The sequence below is a fragment of the Vibrio sp. 779(2023) genome, assembly GCF_033344285.1.
Classification (GTDB): Bacteria; Pseudomonadota; Gammaproteobacteria; order Enterobacterales; family Vibrionaceae; genus Vibrio; species Vibrio alginolyticus.
Genome location: NZ_JAWPOM010000015.1, coordinates 26,947 through 41,727 on the forward strand (window position 1 = coordinate 26,947; position 14,781 = coordinate 41,727).

Consider the following 14,781-nt stretch of genomic DNA (forward strand, 5'->3'; position numbering starts at 1 on the left):
CGTTAATTCTCACTTGAATCAATACGCGCAAAGCTAAGAGCAGAACTCCACTTTTGCACTAAATCGAACACCATCATCGTCCAGTACTAACGCCCACCCCATCCGTTCACATATTCGTTGTACGATAACAAGCCCACAACCATAACCAGCGTTGTACGTCTCGTTGCCATCGTGACGGTTTAGGATCTTAAGCGCATGACCTTTCAACTCAATTTCAATATCTCCCACACTATAGCTAAAGGCGTTTTTAATCAGATTGTTGATAACAATGGTCACAAAACTCTCTGGTGCCTTCACTACACCACTATGTTGTTCGTGCAAAGCGTAATTCGAATCTTGCTTGGCAAATAAAGGAGCTAGCTCTTCCAACTGTTTTTGTAAACAAGTGAGAAGCTGATGCTCTCCGTAATGCTGAGGCTCTATTTTCTCTTTACCAAGTAAGAGAAACGCTTCTGTCAGTACACGCATTTCGTCACAAGCTGACTGCATCCTCGTGATGGCTTTTTGCGCAACTCGAGGTTGATCAGGAATACGCGTCAGAATGTCTGTTGAGCCTTTAATCACCATGATTGGCGTTCTCAACTCATGCGATGCAAAACGGCTAAATTCTTGCTCTCGTTTGAAATAGCCCGCGATATCGTTCTTATTATCCAGCAAAGTCTGCTCTATCTGGCGTGTTTCGCTGAACTTAGTTTCAACTTGGAAAGCGGGTTGATCCGGTGACATTTGGCTAATTTTGTCTTCAATTTGCGCTAATGGCCGAGACAATATTCGAACCATGTAAATACCATACCCAACCATGACAAATGAAAACAAACCACCGAGCAGCAGCGTAAACTGATGCAGCGAGCTTTCGTATTCGTCCAAGTAATCATCTGAGTCATCTTGAAACACAATGTACATAAGCCCCTTCCCTGAGGGATGGCTCAATACAACAAAGTGTTTGTCTTCTTCACCAAGCAGGTATTCGTAAAAACCAGGTGAAGTAAAAGAGAGCAACCAATCGGGTGTCGGTGCTTCACTCCAATATGAGTTGAATTCCAATACGTTTGGCAATGGCGCATCCCAGCCCTGTTTCTCGAAATTCTCACTATAAAGCGCAGCTTCAGTATCTAGCCAGTGATGTAAACTCAGCACTTCCAGTTTGTTTTCTGCCACATAAATCAGCGACCAAAAAAGAGTAAACATCACAAACGTCATGACCCCAAAACCCCAACGGATCTTGCGATAAATGCTTGGATATTCGTTATGCTTTAAGTCGGTAACCTTGTCCATGAATAGTCTCTAATCGTGATTCTTCAAAACCTTTGTCTAGCGCGGTTCTTAAACCGTAAATATGGCTACGAAGTGCATCACTTCCGGGTGGTTCGTCTCCCCATACACTATCGATCACTTCTGTGCGCGAGACCGCTGCTGGAGCACGTTGGAGGAGCAATTTTAAAATTTTAGTTTGAATTCGACTCAGCTTAATTTCTTTGTCTTTTCTCGTTACTTTTCCTGTACGCGCATCTAAACAAATATCTGCAAATTTGAGCGTTCCGATATCTTGTCTTGGACCACGATTAGCCAAAGCATGAGCACGCAAACTGAGCTCTTCCATCGCAAATGGCTTCATTAAATAGTCATCTCCCCCCGCTTTAAAAGCCGCGATTTTGTCATCTAGCGTATCTTTTGCCGTTAGGAAGAGAATTGGCGTTCCACATAACTTATCTTGTCGAAGCTTCTGTACCGTACTGATGCCATCGAGCTTCGGCATCATGATATCCATGATGATTACATCGTAATGATTTTCCTCGATTAACTTAATCGCAGCCTCTCCATGAAACGCACAATCGATTATCATGCCTTCGAGCTCAAGATAGTCTGCAATCGTCTCCGAGACGTTATGGTTGTCATCTACAATTAAAATTTTCATAAAATCACATTTCTTCACGATCTCTTCACGATATGCCCAATAAGATACAGGCAATTTCCTAAACTCGCTCGTAAATTGAGGTTAATACAATGAAAAAACTCGCTCTTATTTCTGTAGTAGGTTTGGCATTGTCTGGTTGTGGTGGTTCAGGTGGTGGCAGCAATAGCGATAGCACACCAACTCAACCAGCAGTGAAACCAAGTGTAGCGATTGGCTCTGTTGAAGCGGTCAACGCTGAAGAAAGCACGTTAACCGTCAATGGACATACGTATCGTGTGTCTGAGGTGGTTTATGACGACACACAAGTGCAACTGGCCGATGTAAAACCAAAAATGGTGGTTCGCGTGGGGTCAGATATTCGGCAAGCTTCGAATAATGGCGTCCGAGTCACACTTGAACCAACCATTACAGGACGTGTCACAGCGATTGATCATGTGAAGAAAACATTTACGGTAAACGGCGTAGATCTGCAGTTTGACGGTTTAAGTGATGATATAGAGGTCAACGACTGGGTGATGGTGTCATCATTGCCAACTGCTGATGCGGGTTATCGAGTGTTGTCTGTGGTCGAAATCGACGTAGATAACGATTACCCAGCCCTTGGAAGCTACTACGAACTGGAAGGTCGCATTACTAGTACCGATGAAAATGCTGGCACGTTTGAGCTTGGTACAAATATAACCGTATCTTACGACAACATTAGCCAACTTAGCATCGGCCAATGGGTGGAAGTAGAAGGTGAAATGCAAAACGGTATCTTCATGGCACATGAGGTAGAAGTTGAAGACTACGACGATCTAAAAAATGACAGCGATGTGGAAGGTATCGTGACTTGGGTTGCCAAGGATTATAGTGAGTTCTCTCTAAACTATCGAGGAGCCTTCTTCATTGATAACGCAACACGATTTGAGGATGGTAGCAAAGCTAATCTAGAACAAGGTCAAGAAGTAGAAGTGACCTCTGTGATGAAAAATGGCAAACGCACAGCTACCGTCATCGAATTTGAGCGGTCGGAGTTTGACAATGACAACCAATGGCGGGGTAAAGAGTTTGAATGTGAAGGCTATGTATCAAACTACGATGCTGATTCAAGAGTGTTTGAAGTTGAGCATTGTGAGAATGATGCTGATCAAGTACTAAGTAACACCACCGTTGTGATTGATGCACAAACACGCTTCCAAGGCATTGAAGAACTTAACCTAAATGGTGCTCGTGTCGAAGTCGAAGGTGTGATCATTAACAACCAAAATATTGCCCGTGAAGTGGAGTTAGACGTTTACGACAACTAATCCCTTCTACGCTTAAGAAAAAGTGTCACTTCGATGGCACTTTTTCTTTTCACCTTACTTTGCTTCCCAAGCTCAAACCAACAAATTCTCAGCCAAAGCCTTTTCTCTCCGTTACACTTTACCTATGTTCCACAAAATTGGTGACAACTATGAAAAAACGCAACCTCATTTTGTTAGTCTTGTTTTTTGGTTCAGCCACGAGCTTAGCTAGCGTTATGGATCCTGACTGCGATGCAGAAAAGGCAGCTAAAGCCGCTGCGACAAAAGCCGTGGTTGGTGTTGGTGGTCGCTGTACGCCTAAAGAGGCACTGAAAGATACCGCAGTTGATGCAGGAAAAGACAAATTGCCAGATGAAGGGATGGCGGGTAAAGCTGTTGATGCAATGACACCGGAAAAAGAGAAGAAAACGGTGAAAGACGTAACCAAAAAGCTCAATAAAGATTAACACCTACATCATAGATGTTTGAGCGTAAAAACATGTTCCTAGAATCAAGTGGCTATTTACCTGTTGTTTGAAGCACACGTCTAATCTTGGTTTTTTCATATTCCAAAAACTGCATTTGACCACACACTGTTTTTACTACACAAGTTCAAAAACTAGTAATAGTTTCTCCTAACTTTGAGACTTTGAGTCTAACTAAATGCGCAATGCATTGCATACAGATTGCTTGCCTATATTGTACACATACTATATCGGTTTAACGATGGTTAGAGGTTATAGTGAACAGACTCTAAAAACCGAACTGTAGTTCAATTGGCGGTACTGACTGGCTTAGATGCCGATTTGAACTTCATCAGAAACAACAGAGAAAAGGTTTTGCCTATAATCACAGGTGTCATTTTGTATCGACAGCTCAATAGACTCGACCAAAGAAAAGTCCTTGAGCAGGTACAGGCTTTAGGGAGTTCGAAATTTTTCGGTAAGATTCAAATGCTGGTAGCGCAAAGTATTGCTAAGCCAATGTGGAACCCTTGGAGCCTGTCAGATGGTGAGCTGCGCCAGTATTTTAATACTCATAAGGCAGTTGCAAATTTCCTTTCTACATGGTTTATCACCATCGATATTAAACTTGAGGTCGGCTTTATGGCAGCTGTTATATACGCACTATCAAAAGGTCAAGGGGCTGCATTGATTAAAGAAATGGCTTCAGTGCATATCGCTGAAGAGACTTTCAAAAACCTCAGCCTCTCATTAACTGCACAACAAGCTGGCGCGAGAGCATTTTTTGTAGCTGTTATTCTCACTACTGTACTCAAAGGCTTTAACGAGGCAGATGCGCTAGCTGCAAAGAAAGAGTTGTTACGACGTAATATGCTTAGAATAGAGGATTTGTAAGCTATGTTTTGGATACTGGGTCTTTTGGTTTCCTTGTTTATCATGTACTCGGATTACGCGCATTACTTCTATACCAAGCGACATGGAAAGAAATCTAGGGTTTCTCGCTTATTAAGCTTGTTGATCACGGTAACGCTCCCTATGATTGCGACTATCGAGATTTTGAACGATCTTAATGTAGAGAAAACCAGCTACCAAGTGTGTGTAGTTTTAGTCTCAGCTTTAGTTGGCCTTCTGGTCTGCTTGTCGGAACAGTATCGTTTTAAGTCAGAAAGAGATTAGTGGTATCGGGTTGTACTGCTATCAACAAAGGCATCAAATTGGTGCCTATTTTATTGTTGGTGTATTAATAACTGATCTGGCGAGTAAGGTCGACTCGAATGTCTTCTCACGTTCACCCTCGAGCACGAGACCGCTATCATGACTTCTTTAATGAAGGAAAGAGAACCTTTTGACTCGGGGAATTAGAGCTCTTAATCGTCTGAATGCACATAGTTCATACCCTCCATTGAGACGTCGGAATTATTCGCTGTACCATGATAGAAAATTATTTCTGTATTGAAACACATATACCTTGCTCGTGAATATCTAGCTGTCTCGGACATCTCAAATCTAGCCTCAACTTACATCCAAATGAAGTTGTAGTTTGTATGACCAATTGCTCATAGTTTATTTAACAAATAGAAACGAGTTCATGGGTAGCTAATACAAAAAAGAGCGCCGATTGACGCTCTTTCCGAACTTTAATAGGTAACCAATTATGCGGTCTCTGCTTCACCTATCCAATGATAATGGTGGTTGGCTTTTTTCCCCACTAAACCGAGCTCTGCCAATTCTTCAAATACCTTGTCTACCTCTTCCGCAGACAGCCTAAACTGTTTAGCAACGGCTTTTTTGGTGCACGTAATTTGATGTGTTTTAAGTGCATCGCTAACTTGCTCTAACAAGGTTTTCGGTTCCTTTGGTTCTTCTGGCTCCGGTGCAGCTGGTATTTCTTGCTCTTCTTCCTCTTTTATATGAGGAAGATAACCCGCAGGCGCTGGATCTATATCGCGAACTGTTTTCAATATCATGCCCTCATTTCTGCGATAGAAATATCGGAACCGTTGCTCTTCACCAATCAAGCCAACAAAAAATGCAGCAAAGAAGTCCAACAGAATCGAAAGAAATACAACCAAGCCAAGCTGAGCTTGCTGAGAGGTGGTACCAAATGCGTTGGCTAGGCTATCAATCAAACCAATCACTGAGCCTTGCGTGACCGGCGGTAAACTATCACGCTCCATAGCCAAGCGTTGCTGCTCTTCACGTAAGGCTTTGTTTTGATCCTGAATGCGAGTTACACCAGTCGCGATACGCTCCATCTCGATGTATTTCTGCGCTGCCATATTGTTGAGCTCAATCTGCTTATCGATTGCCGCAATCTGACGATTAAACGCTTCCACTTTCGCCTGCTCTACCGAAATATGACTTTGTGCACTATTGGTTGCACTATTAATCCCACCAATACTACCGCCAATGGAAATCGCAGCTAAGACTAAATAAAACACGAGAGCGGTTGCTGCTCCTGTGTAGTTGCGATGGGCTCGGCGCTCACCGTATTCATACCAAGCGTAAAATTTACCCGCTTCAAAAATGATCGCTAAACCACCAAATAAGGTTTGCATCATCGGGTTTTTGTCGATCGACAAAAACAGCAATAGAGAAAAAATAGTCGATGCTAAAATCGCAGCACCGGTGAATGCATATACACTCACCATGGCAAATCGACCTTTAGGGTATCGATATCCAATCTGTTGTTCGTATTTCATTTGAGAAATTTCTTAAGATTAATCGCCCCTCCGACTAAGTAGGACGGACGTTTCTGGCATGTACAAAGGAGCGCAGAATACCGTATCCTTTATTAAATTACTGTCATAATTCCGTTAATGGAAAGCAAGTGAAGATTCGGTGTGCATTTTGAATCGATATCAGCCAAATCTAGCACGTAAAAACACCACCACGACACCCACTAACCGAAGCTTCAGTGGCATATAAGAGAGATTAATTCGGTATCTTCAAAAGCGACTAGGCAAGACTGACAAGTTGAATTGGAGGTTGTGAATGTCAGCCGAATCAAGACATTAAAGCGTTAAAAATAGGCAATAAAACAAATAATGCACACTTGCATCACCTTTTAGTAAACTGATAATTACATTGTTTGGTTAATTTGTTAGTATCCCGCGCCGAAGAAGATAAGCACTCAATTGTATGGAAAACACTCTAATACAGCACAAACACCATCGCTTGCACGCTATTGCGGTTATTATCGCGGTGTTGTTTCAGTTGTATTTAGCGTCCACAGCCGCTCTTAACCCTACACAAGTTCACAGCACAACTTGGCTCAACAAAGTCCAAAGTGAAAAGGTTTTACTGTGTACCGCAGATGGTTTCAAATGGGTGGATATCAATACGTTGATTGAGGCTAACGCTCAATCTTCTTCTAAGCTCATCCAAGATCTTAACTTACACGACGGCTTTCAGTTTGAATGTCCGCTTCTTCAAGCTGTTCAATTCTTTCTTCTGGTTGCGATTGGGCTTTACCTGACAACCATCCATTGGCTGCGCCGAGTAAAGTATGCACTGACGACTTATCATTTTTCAAAATGCGATAAGCTCGTTTACAAACACATCGCGCCTAAGCACTCTCCGCCGAGTGTTTTTCCTGCCTAACAGGCATCTAATCATTGACAACTTTATTCAAAAATAACGATGACTCTGTTTGTTGTCCATTCAGAGAAGCTATTCATTCAAAAGGAAAAGCACATGCTTAAATCATTTAAAACCGCCGCTATCGCGCTTATTGCTGTCATCGCTAGCCCACTGAGTTTAGCGCACGATTATGAAGCAGGAAAAATTCATATCGACCATCCATGGAGCCGAGAAGCGCCACCAAACGCACCTGTTATCGGTGGTTTTTTTCAACTAACCAACCACGGTGACAGTGAAGATACATTGATCGCAGCAGAAAGCCCTATCGCAGGGCATGTCGAAATTCACACGCATAAGAAAGAAGATGGTGTGATGAAAATGATTAAGATTGACGAAGTGCGCGTTCCAGCCAATGAGTCTGTGTTGTTTAAACCAGGCAGCTTCCATTTAATGATTTTTAACCCAACACAAACTCTTAAAGAGGGTGACCGCTTCCCTATGACATTAACCTTCAAAAACGCAGGTAAGGTTGAAGTGGAAATGGCGGTTGAGAAACAAGGCCACATGGAAAAACACATGCACCATTAATGACGCAAACAAAAGTGCCCGCTGATTTAGCGGGCATTTTTATCTCAGCTTAGTCAAAATCATTATTCCGGTAGATCCTAACTCGACTCTTCAGAATAATGGTGATGAATAACGCTCGGCGAAACGGGGTCACATATCATAACAGCGTGCTCGGGCAAGAGATTCTAAATCACGCTCGTTCCTCGCTGTTCAGAATGACGTTAAAAGATTTAAGAATCCCAAATAGGTTTCCTACTCGCATGAAACTCAATCTCTCAGCGAAATCTTCCAACCATCATTTGATAAGCCTAAGCGAAGTCATAAATTTGGTAACAATGCCCATAGCGCAATTAGTTTTCTTTCTACTTGAAACAAACCTCAGCCCAACGAGCTAAGCCCGCAGTTACTGAGCCAAAATAGTTTCCACTGACAACCGGAATACTTGGCAGTACGGTTTGAACCGCATCGCGCAAGATTGGCGAGCGTGCCGAACCTCCAGTCATAAAGATAGCATCGGGGTTAACTCCAGCTTGCTCTACCGCTTCTGTCACCAACGCCGTCATTTTATTCTTTGGCGACTGGATCGCTTCGATCATTTCGTCACGTTGTACATCAACTTCAATCGTTTCTGATAGTAAGTTGATGCCAGTTCGGTAAGAAGCTTGTTCTGAAAGTGCCACTTTTGCCTCTTCGGCACGGCGAACAATGTTGTAGCCTAAAGACTCATGATACACCTCTAGCAAACGAGCAAGTTTTTCTGGCTCTTGAGCCTGCTTTTGAAGCAACTTTAACGCTGATAGGTTCTCTCGCGAATAGAAGTCACTCTGCGCTTCTACATTATTGATTGCTATCGGGTTCCAGAATTGGGTAGTCGGCATCACAATACCTGACTCCATTTTACTTCCCATGCCAAAAGGGAACATGAGCTGCTTAAATGCTAACGCGATATCAAGATCATTCCCGCCGACACGCTGGCCACTGTGAGCTAACAAGCTTGCGGTCCTATCTGCTTTGCCGCGCCAAGACGGTCCCATTTGGATCAACGAACAGTCCGTTGTACCACCGCCAATATCGACTACTAGAATGATTTTATCTTCGCTGAGTGTCGCTTCATACTCTAGGCCCGCCGCGACAGGCTCAAACTGAAACTCCACATTTTGGAAGCCCGCACGTTTCGCTGCCCGCAACAAAATGCGTTCAGCCTGAATGTTAGCCGTTTCACCGCCACGCCCATGAAAGTTAATTGGTCTGCCGATCACAGCATCGGTAATACTTTGCTGCGCATCGCTTTCGGCTTCCGACTTAATATTGTCCATCATCGCGCAGACAAGGTCTTCGAAAAAAGCCAATTGCACATCACGCAAGCCAGATGCACCAAGAAAAGACTTCGGCGATTTCACATAATAGATATCGCGAGGATCTTCCAAATAGAGGTTAAGTGCATCCTGACCAAACGCAATGTCGTCGGATTCTAAGTCAATACTTTCTTCTCGGTTTAAATTGATTGCCCGGCGTAAAACCTGCTCACCAACTTGATCTAATGGTTTAATATCTCGATGGCGAAATAAATGCTCGGATACCGATTCACGACTCGGTGCAGCAAGGGTGGAAGGAATAAAAGGGCTGTTTCCTTCTAGATTAAGCAGTACTGGCTCACCCGGTTCCATTTTAGCCACTGAACAGTTTGCAGTACCATAGTCAAAGCCGATAAACATTGTTTCTCCCACTGTCCCACTGATTAGTGGCCTTTTGACCGTTAAAAAAACTGGCGATGCTAACTTAATGGCATAAGAATTACTATCCTAAAATCGAATGTAATTTAACGTGGAAAACCTATCTAAGGTACACTATTTTCTCTTTTTGCAGATGGCACAACAACCGCTACCAATAAAGCTAACAGCAGGAACACAGGGCTAAGCATTAATCCATGCCAGATTGAATACCCATCATGGAACAGCCAGAATATACCAAGCGTCAGTAGGTACGAAAAGTAGCTGCAAAACACCAAGCTAATCGCGACAAAGCGCTTTTGATTAATAATAAGAATCCGCACTAGATACTGGCTAAGAATACCGGAGCAGCGCATGGCAAGTTGCCAATTAATGATAAAGAAAGCAAGCGCAATAAACCCAGCTACGACCAGTGCATCATGCGTGCTTAAAATGAAGTAGCTACCAAATCGGCTTATGATGACCGGATAATCGCCTTCGTATATCGTTGACCAAGATATTGCGTTCGCTGCTGCTACGTAATTGGCAAAATAAGCAATAGCGTAGAAAGTCGTTTGAGAACTGAACGGCTGAAATACATCCCTACAAAATCCTCGCCATTCTTCTTTGTTGGCGGTAGGCCCTACCCAGTCACGTTTTTTTTGGGCGGTACGCCCGGCAAACTCAGGCCCGTTGCGAAACAACAGCCAAAATATATAGAGTGCAAGTATAACCAAGAGTATTGAAAACATACCCTTCCCCCTCAGCAATTATCGGCGCCACTGCCAATGGCGTTGGGGTCGTAAACTGCACTTCCCTGCTATACCTATTTGATTTATCAAAGACTTATTGTTTTATTACCACCAAAATTCATTTAATGGCATGCTAAACAGCGATATTTTCACGCTTTGTGCGTGAAGTTCGAAAGCCTACTTTTAGGTTTAGCATAAAAATAGCTACAACAAAGCGTAAGATAGGGATTCCGCACCCATCAATGAAGATGAGGCGTTAAGCAGAAGCTGCGACCGCAATGAGAAGAGAAGGATTCAAAGCGGTCATGCATGGGCGGGAGGAGCAACTATTTCTCTAACTTTTCTTCAAATACACCAATCTCTCTGCCCAACCAAATCGCGCGTTCTGTGTGATCGAGCAACTCTTCTTCGCTTACTGGGTGAATAAGCACAGAAAAATCGCCTCGAATCGTATCAAGCCACGCCAAGAACTCTTCACTCAATGATTCTAGGTGAATTTCAAACATCGGCATTTTGTGTGGGCCAACTAACCTTCCAACTAATGGAAACACACGCAGCACATCTTGACGCTCTTGACGGATGATCTCGTTCAAGGCTTGCGCTTTATCTTGTTCTCTTAGGGGAAAATAAACATGAGCGTGGTACATAACTTCTCCATAATCACTTCCGCTTGAGCACCACCTACTTTGGATAAGCTCAAGGACTGCCGAGGGTATACATTTGTAATGCCGTCACCCTACCTTGATTCCACTCAGTTGGGAAGAAGTTATGCATTCTCATAAGGTCGAGGCTTCGAGCACAACAAAAATTTGCAATTCATCATATAGCAACTGTTTGAGTTGATTCATTAATAATGACTCACTTTGTCAAATTTTACAGCCAAATTTTGTTGCAAATATGTTTCATTAACCAGTAATTAAATTCGAGTTTAAAAATACCACCAACAAAATATCAGCATATTACTCTGCAAAATCAGGGTGTAAGCAAAACTTTACTACTGATCGAAAGTCAAAATGAAGCATAATTTAACAATTTGTTTACACTTATTGTATCTGGCTATACCACGATTTAGTTAGAGGGTTAGATACAGAAAAGCCTTTCTCTGTATCTTGCGGTGAAATAGTCGCAGCGATGTTATCGACAAATAGTTTAAGGGACGAACAGATGCCTACCGCTATCGAAAGCACACGCAACCTTAGGTATGGCCTTTGCGCTGATATCAGAGTTTGAGTACCCATACAAACTCTGGTTTTGTATGAACAGCTGCAGTCCAAAAGACCCGCAGCGTCAAAAGGAGCTTGAGATGAACGTTCAGGCATTACCCATGCATCGGTTTATCGACCATCGTGGGGACCTAGTCGGCCAACTACCCAACTGGGCTGACACTGAAACATTGGTCGGGTTTTACCGAGATATGGTATTAACTCGCACTTACGACAACAAAGCAGTTGCCTTGCAACGCACCGGTAAGCTAGGGACCTATCCCTCACACTTAGGCGCGGAAGCCATAGGCATTGCGGTCGGCAGAGCACTTAAAGCCGATGATGTGTTTGTTCCTTACTACCGCGATATGCCTGCGATGTGGTGTCGTGGCATTGGCATGGAAAAGAACCTTCAATACTGGGGTGGCGATGAGCGCGGGAGTGATTTTGCTCCTGAAGGCAGTCCGGTTCCTAGCCGAGACCTTCCCTACTGTGTACCCATAGCGACGCAATGTACGCATGCTGTCGGGGTGGCTTCCGCGCTAAAAATTCAAGGTAACCATGAAGCTGCGCTAGTCATGTGCGGCGATGGTGGTACATCCAAAGGGGACTTTCTTGAGTCAATAAACTGCGCAGGTACTTGGAATATTCCACTTGTTTTCGTCGTAAACAATAACCAGTGGGCAATTTCAGTGCCGCGTAGTCTACAATGTGCCGCCGATTTCTTATCAGCAAAAGCGCAAGGTGCAGGTATACCGGGTATTACTGTCGATGGTAACGATGTCGTCGCCGTTTATGATGCAACTAAAACCGCCCTTGAGAGAGCAAGAAAAGGGAAAGGCGCAACACTCATCGAAGCGGTGAGTTACCGACTGAGTGACCACACTACGGCCGATGATGCGACTCGTTATCGTAAAGAAGATGATGTTCAAACCGCATGGCAATACGAACCTATCGCACGTCTTAAAACGTATCTCCTTAATCAAGGCGCTTGGAGCGACGAACAAGAACAGCAATGGCTAGATTACTGTAAAGAGCAAGTAGAGTTAGCTGTTGAACGCTATCTGAGCTTACCGCCACAAGCACCAGAAACCGGTTTCGATTATTTGTATGAATCGCTACCTCAAGAGCTTCATGCACAAAGAGATGAACTCATCAACAAGGCAATGAGAATGCAGGGAGGCAGACATGGCTGAGCTAACGTTGGTTGAAGCAGTAAACCTTGCCCTGCACCACGAAATGCAACAAGACCCCAATGTTGTCGTATTAGGTGAAGACGTGGGCGATAATGGTGGTGTATTTCGTGCCACTGTTGGACTCAAGCAAGAGTTTGGTCTTAAACGAGTCATCGATACGCCACTCGCTGAAGCCTTAATCGGCGGGGTTGCGGTCGGTATGGCAACGCAAGGATTACGACCTGTCGCCGAATTTCAGTTTCAAGGTTTCGTTTTTCCTGCGATGGAGCACTTAATGTGCCACGCGGCTCGAATGCGTAACAGAACTCGCGGTCGGCTCACTTGTCCCGCGGTTTTTCGTGCGCCATTTGGCGGCGGTATCCACGCTCCGGAACACCACTCAGAAAGCGTGGAAGCGCTATTTGCTCACACTGCTGGATTTAAAGTAGTGATTCCTTCTTCTCCACAACGCGCATACGGCTTACTTCTCGCTGCAATTAGAAGCAATGATCCCGTCATGTTCTTCGAACCGAAGCGCATATATCGCACAGTTAAATCTGAAGTCGTTGATAACGGCGAAGCACTCCCACTCGACACCTGCTTCACCTTGCGTAAGGGGCGAGATATCACGCTCGTTACTTGGGGCGCATGCGTCGTAGAGTCACTTCAGGCCGCGCAAACCTTGTCTAGTCAGGGGATTGAAGTCGAGGTGATTGATTTGGCGAGTATTAAGCCAATTGATACCGCGACGATTTTCAGCTCACTAGAAAAAACTGGACGTTTACTCGTTGTTCATGAAGCGAGTAAAACTTGTGGTGTGGGCTCTGAGCTATTAGCTCGAACCGCTGAACATGCCATGTGCTTACTTAAAGCCCCACCTAAACGAGTAACTGGAATGGACACCATTATGCCTTATTACCGTAACGAAGATTATTTCATGGTTCAGGAAGAAGACATTGTGACCGCGGCGCGCGAACTCGTGGAGGATTGGAAATGAAGACGTTTAACTTACCCGATCTCGGCGAAGGCCTCGCTGAATCAGAAATTGTAAAATGGCACGTTAATGTCGGAGACATGGTTAAATTAGATCAAGTGATCTTAACCGTAGAGACAGCAAAAGCGACGGTCGACGTCCCTGCCCCCTACTCGGGCCGTGTGGTCAGCCGTCATGGTGAGGAAGGTGAAATCGTCAATATTGGTGCATTACTGCTAGAGATTGATGAAACAGGTGCCGGGAGAGAAGTAACGACAGAGAAAAAAGCCACTGCTGACGCCGCAACCGTCGTCGGCAGCGTTTCTCACCAAGCGCATCATGTAAACGTTGATGATTTCTGGATAGGTGGCAACCACAACACGACAGAAAGTAACCTCGTTACCGCCCTGCCTTCGGCTCGCTTGTTGGCACAAAAACTTGGGGTAGATCTTAACCTCGTGTCAGGTAGTGGCCCGAACGGACTTATCGTTGATGCCGATATTTACGACGAAGCCGGAAAACAGCGTCCAGGCACCGAAGTTTTGAAAGGCGCTCGACGTACCATGGTATCGTCTATGACCGAGTCGCACGAACATGTTGCCGCCGTAACCATTACGGAAGAAGCGTTGTTGGAAGATTGGCTGCCAAACGAAGATATCAGTATCCGCCTTGTTCAAGCGATTGTTCATGCGTGTCAAGAAGAGCCTGCTTTAAACGCTTGGTTTGATGCCGAAACCATGACACGCTGTGTACACACAACGGTCAATGTAGGAATTGCAGTAGATAGCCGTCATGGATTGTACGTACCAGTCTTGCGCCACGCAGATGAATACGAGCCACAAGATGTTCGTCGTTGGCTCGATCAAACCGTTGAAGGGATCAGAGAGAGAAAAATCGGTCGTGAGCAATTGCAGCACGCGACGATTACGCTTTCCAACTTCGGCGCGATTGCCGGTATTTACGCAACACCTGTCGTCACACCGCCACAAGTCGCTATTGTAGGCGCGGGCCGAATACTCGACCGAGTTGTGATAAGAAATGGTCAGGCAATTTCGGTGAAAGCAATGCCGCTATCCGTAACGTTTGATCATCGCGCTTGTACTGGTGGTGAAGCTGCAAGGTTTACGAAAGTACTTGCAGAGCACCTGCAACGTCCGAGCGAAAAGTAACTTAT

16 protein-coding genes are annotated in these 14,781 nt (G+C 44.5%); 9 read left to right on the forward strand and 7 right to left on the reverse strand.

Going from position 1 to position 14,781, the window contains the following annotated elements; all coding sequences use genetic code 11:
- Positions 1 to 33 precede the first annotated feature (33 nt).
- Both R8O70_RS17560 and R8O70_RS17565 read right to left on the reverse strand, forming a co-directional pair.
- Positions 34 to 1,275, reverse strand: coding sequence for a sensor histidine kinase (locus tag R8O70_RS17560; RefSeq protein WP_258624096.1), 1,242 nt, complete (start codon positions 1,273 to 1,275; stop codon positions 34 to 36).
- A complete protein-coding gene (locus tag R8O70_RS17565; protein WP_064369211.1) occupies positions 1,247 to 1,915 on the reverse strand; it encodes a response regulator transcription factor in 669 nt (222 codons plus the stop codon). The genes R8O70_RS17560 and R8O70_RS17565 overlap by 29 nt, the downstream gene beginning before the upstream one ends.
- 89 nt (positions 1,916 to 2,004) lie before the next feature.
- Between R8O70_RS17565 and R8O70_RS17570 the strand changes: the two genes are divergently transcribed.
- The 4 genes from R8O70_RS17570 to R8O70_RS17585 all read left to right on the forward strand — a co-directional run bounded on the left by R8O70_RS17570 (position 2,005) and on the right by R8O70_RS17585 (position 4,823).
- Positions 2,005 to 3,204, forward strand: a complete 1,200-nt coding sequence (locus R8O70_RS17570; protein ID WP_258624099.1) for a DUF5666 domain-containing protein — start codon at positions 2,005 to 2,007, stop codon at positions 3,202 to 3,204.
- A 149-nt stretch (positions 3,205 to 3,353) separates the two neighbouring features.
- Positions 3,354 to 3,650, forward strand: a complete 297-nt coding sequence (locus tag R8O70_RS17575) for a hypothetical protein (RefSeq protein ID WP_033906987.1) — start codon at positions 3,354 to 3,356, stop codon at positions 3,648 to 3,650.
- A gap of 309 nt (positions 3,651 to 3,959) precedes the next feature.
- Positions 3,960 to 4,541 carry a hypothetical protein gene (locus R8O70_RS17580; protein ID WP_225455663.1) on the forward strand — a complete coding sequence of 194 codons (582 nt, stop codon included), beginning with the start codon at positions 3,960 to 3,962 and terminating at the stop codon, positions 4,539 to 4,541.
- A 3-nt stretch (positions 4,542 to 4,544) separates the two neighbouring features.
- On the forward strand, positions 4,545 to 4,823 hold the full coding sequence (locus R8O70_RS17585; protein ID WP_033906986.1) for a hypothetical protein: 279 nt from the start codon (positions 4,545 to 4,547) through the stop codon (positions 4,821 to 4,823).
- Between the two features lie 476 nt (positions 4,824 to 5,299).
- On the opposite strand, the gene R8O70_RS17590 is transcribed toward R8O70_RS17585, so the two are convergent.
- Complete coding sequence (locus tag R8O70_RS17590) at positions 5,300 to 6,349, reverse strand: Preprotein translocase subunit SecY (RefSeq protein ID WP_258624103.1); 1,050 nt, start codon at positions 6,347 to 6,349, stop codon at positions 5,300 to 5,302.
- Positions 6,350 to 6,788: 439 nt separating this feature from the next.
- Between R8O70_RS17590 and R8O70_RS17595 the strand changes: the two genes are divergently transcribed.
- Together R8O70_RS17595 and R8O70_RS17600 are read left to right on the forward strand one after the other, a co-directional pair.
- Positions 6,789 to 7,250, forward strand: a complete 462-nt coding sequence (locus tag R8O70_RS17595; protein WP_005388493.1) for a hypothetical protein — start codon at positions 6,789 to 6,791, stop codon at positions 7,248 to 7,250.
- 93 nt (positions 7,251 to 7,343) lie between these two features.
- Complete coding sequence (locus tag R8O70_RS17600; protein WP_085568981.1) at positions 7,344 to 7,817, forward strand: copper chaperone PCu(A)C; 474 nt, start codon at positions 7,344 to 7,346, stop codon at positions 7,815 to 7,817.
- Between the two features lie 341 nt (positions 7,818 to 8,158).
- Here the strand turns inward: R8O70_RS17600 and yegD are convergent, their stop codons facing one another.
- From yegD to R8O70_RS17620, 4 genes are all read right to left on the reverse strand, one after another.
- Positions 8,159 to 9,511 carry a molecular chaperone gene (yegD, locus tag R8O70_RS17605; RefSeq protein ID WP_161441559.1) on the reverse strand — a complete coding sequence of 451 codons (1,353 nt, stop codon included), beginning with the start codon at positions 9,509 to 9,511 and terminating at the stop codon, positions 8,159 to 8,161.
- Between the two features lie 122 nt (positions 9,512 to 9,633).
- Positions 9,634 to 10,257: a hypothetical protein gene (locus R8O70_RS17610; protein ID WP_130545582.1), complete on the reverse strand. Its 624-nt coding sequence runs from the start codon at positions 10,255 to 10,257 to the stop codon at positions 9,634 to 9,636.
- Positions 10,258 to 10,583: 326 nt separating this feature from the next.
- Complete coding sequence (locus R8O70_RS17615; protein ID WP_005375836.1) at positions 10,584 to 10,904, reverse strand: DOPA 4,5-dioxygenase family protein; 321 nt, start codon at positions 10,902 to 10,904, stop codon at positions 10,584 to 10,586.
- A 396-nt stretch (positions 10,905 to 11,300) separates the two neighbouring features.
- Positions 11,301 to 11,495, reverse strand: coding sequence for a hypothetical protein (locus R8O70_RS17620; RefSeq protein WP_127891143.1), 195 nt, complete (start codon positions 11,493 to 11,495; stop codon positions 11,301 to 11,303).
- Positions 11,496 to 11,560: 65 nt separating this feature from the next.
- On the opposite strand from R8O70_RS17620, the gene pdhA reads away from it, so the two are divergent.
- From pdhA to R8O70_RS17635, 3 genes are read left to right on the forward strand one after another with little or no spacing between them, the layout of a single operon-like run.
- A complete protein-coding gene (gene pdhA / locus R8O70_RS17625) occupies positions 11,561 to 12,655 on the forward strand; it encodes a pyruvate dehydrogenase (acetyl-transferring) E1 component subunit alpha (protein WP_104980762.1) in 1,095 nt (364 codons plus the stop codon).
- Positions 12,648 to 13,631 (forward strand): alpha-ketoacid dehydrogenase subunit beta, encoded by a 984-nt coding sequence (locus R8O70_RS17630; RefSeq protein ID WP_017634235.1) that lies wholly within the window; start codon positions 12,648 to 12,650, stop codon positions 13,629 to 13,631. Before pdhA ends, R8O70_RS17630 begins: the two co-directional genes overlap by 8 nt.
- The gene (locus R8O70_RS17635) at positions 13,628 to 14,776 is read left to right on the forward strand and encodes a dihydrolipoamide acetyltransferase family protein (RefSeq protein ID WP_161440803.1); all 1,149 of its coding nucleotides are present in this window, start codon (positions 13,628 to 13,630) and stop codon (positions 14,774 to 14,776) included. The genes R8O70_RS17630 and R8O70_RS17635 overlap by 4 nt, the downstream gene beginning before the upstream one ends.
- Positions 14,777 to 14,781: the final 5 nt, after the last annotated feature.

Coding starts and splice junctions, on each gene's coding strand:
- R8O70_RS17560 (WP_258624096.1), bottom strand. CDS start 1,275: ATGGACAAGGTTACCGACTTAAAGCATAACGAATATCCAAGCATTTAT.
- R8O70_RS17565 (WP_064369211.1), bottom strand. CDS start 1,915: ATGAAAATTTTAATTGTAGATGACAACCATAACGTCTCGGAGACGATT.
- R8O70_RS17570 (WP_258624099.1), top strand. CDS start 2,005: ATGAAAAAACTCGCTCTTATTTCTGTAGTAGGTTTGGCATTGTCTGGT.
- R8O70_RS17575 (WP_033906987.1), top strand. CDS start 3,354: ATGAAAAAACGCAACCTCATTTTGTTAGTCTTGTTTTTTGGTTCAGCC.
- R8O70_RS17585 (WP_033906986.1), top strand. CDS start 4,545: ATGTTTTGGATACTGGGTCTTTTGGTTTCCTTGTTTATCATGTACTCG.
- R8O70_RS17590 (WP_258624103.1), bottom strand. CDS start 6,349: ATGAAATACGAACAACAGATTGGATATCGATACCCTAAAGGTCGATTT.
- R8O70_RS17595 (WP_005388493.1), top strand. CDS start 6,789: ATGGAAAACACTCTAATACAGCACAAACACCATCGCTTGCACGCTATT.
- R8O70_RS17600 (WP_085568981.1), top strand. CDS start 7,344: ATGCTTAAATCATTTAAAACCGCCGCTATCGCGCTTATTGCTGTCATC.
- yegD (WP_161441559.1), bottom strand. CDS start 9,511: ATGTTTATCGGCTTTGACTATGGTACTGCAAACTGTTCAGTGGCTAAA.
- R8O70_RS17610 (WP_130545582.1), bottom strand. CDS start 10,257: ATGTTTTCAATACTCTTGGTTATACTTGCACTCTATATATTTTGGCTG.
- R8O70_RS17615 (WP_005375836.1), bottom strand. CDS start 10,904: ATGTACCACGCTCATGTTTATTTTCCCCTAAGAGAACAAGATAAAGCG.
- R8O70_RS17620 (WP_127891143.1), bottom strand. CDS start 11,495: ATGGGTACTCAAACTCTGATATCAGCGCAAAGGCCATACCTAAGGTTG.
- pdhA (WP_104980762.1), top strand. CDS start 11,561: ATGAACGTTCAGGCATTACCCATGCATCGGTTTATCGACCATCGTGGG.
- R8O70_RS17630 (WP_017634235.1), top strand. CDS start 12,648: ATGGCTGAGCTAACGTTGGTTGAAGCAGTAAACCTTGCCCTGCACCAC.
- R8O70_RS17635 (WP_161440803.1), top strand. CDS start 13,628: ATGAAGACGTTTAACTTACCCGATCTCGGCGAAGGCCTCGCTGAATCA.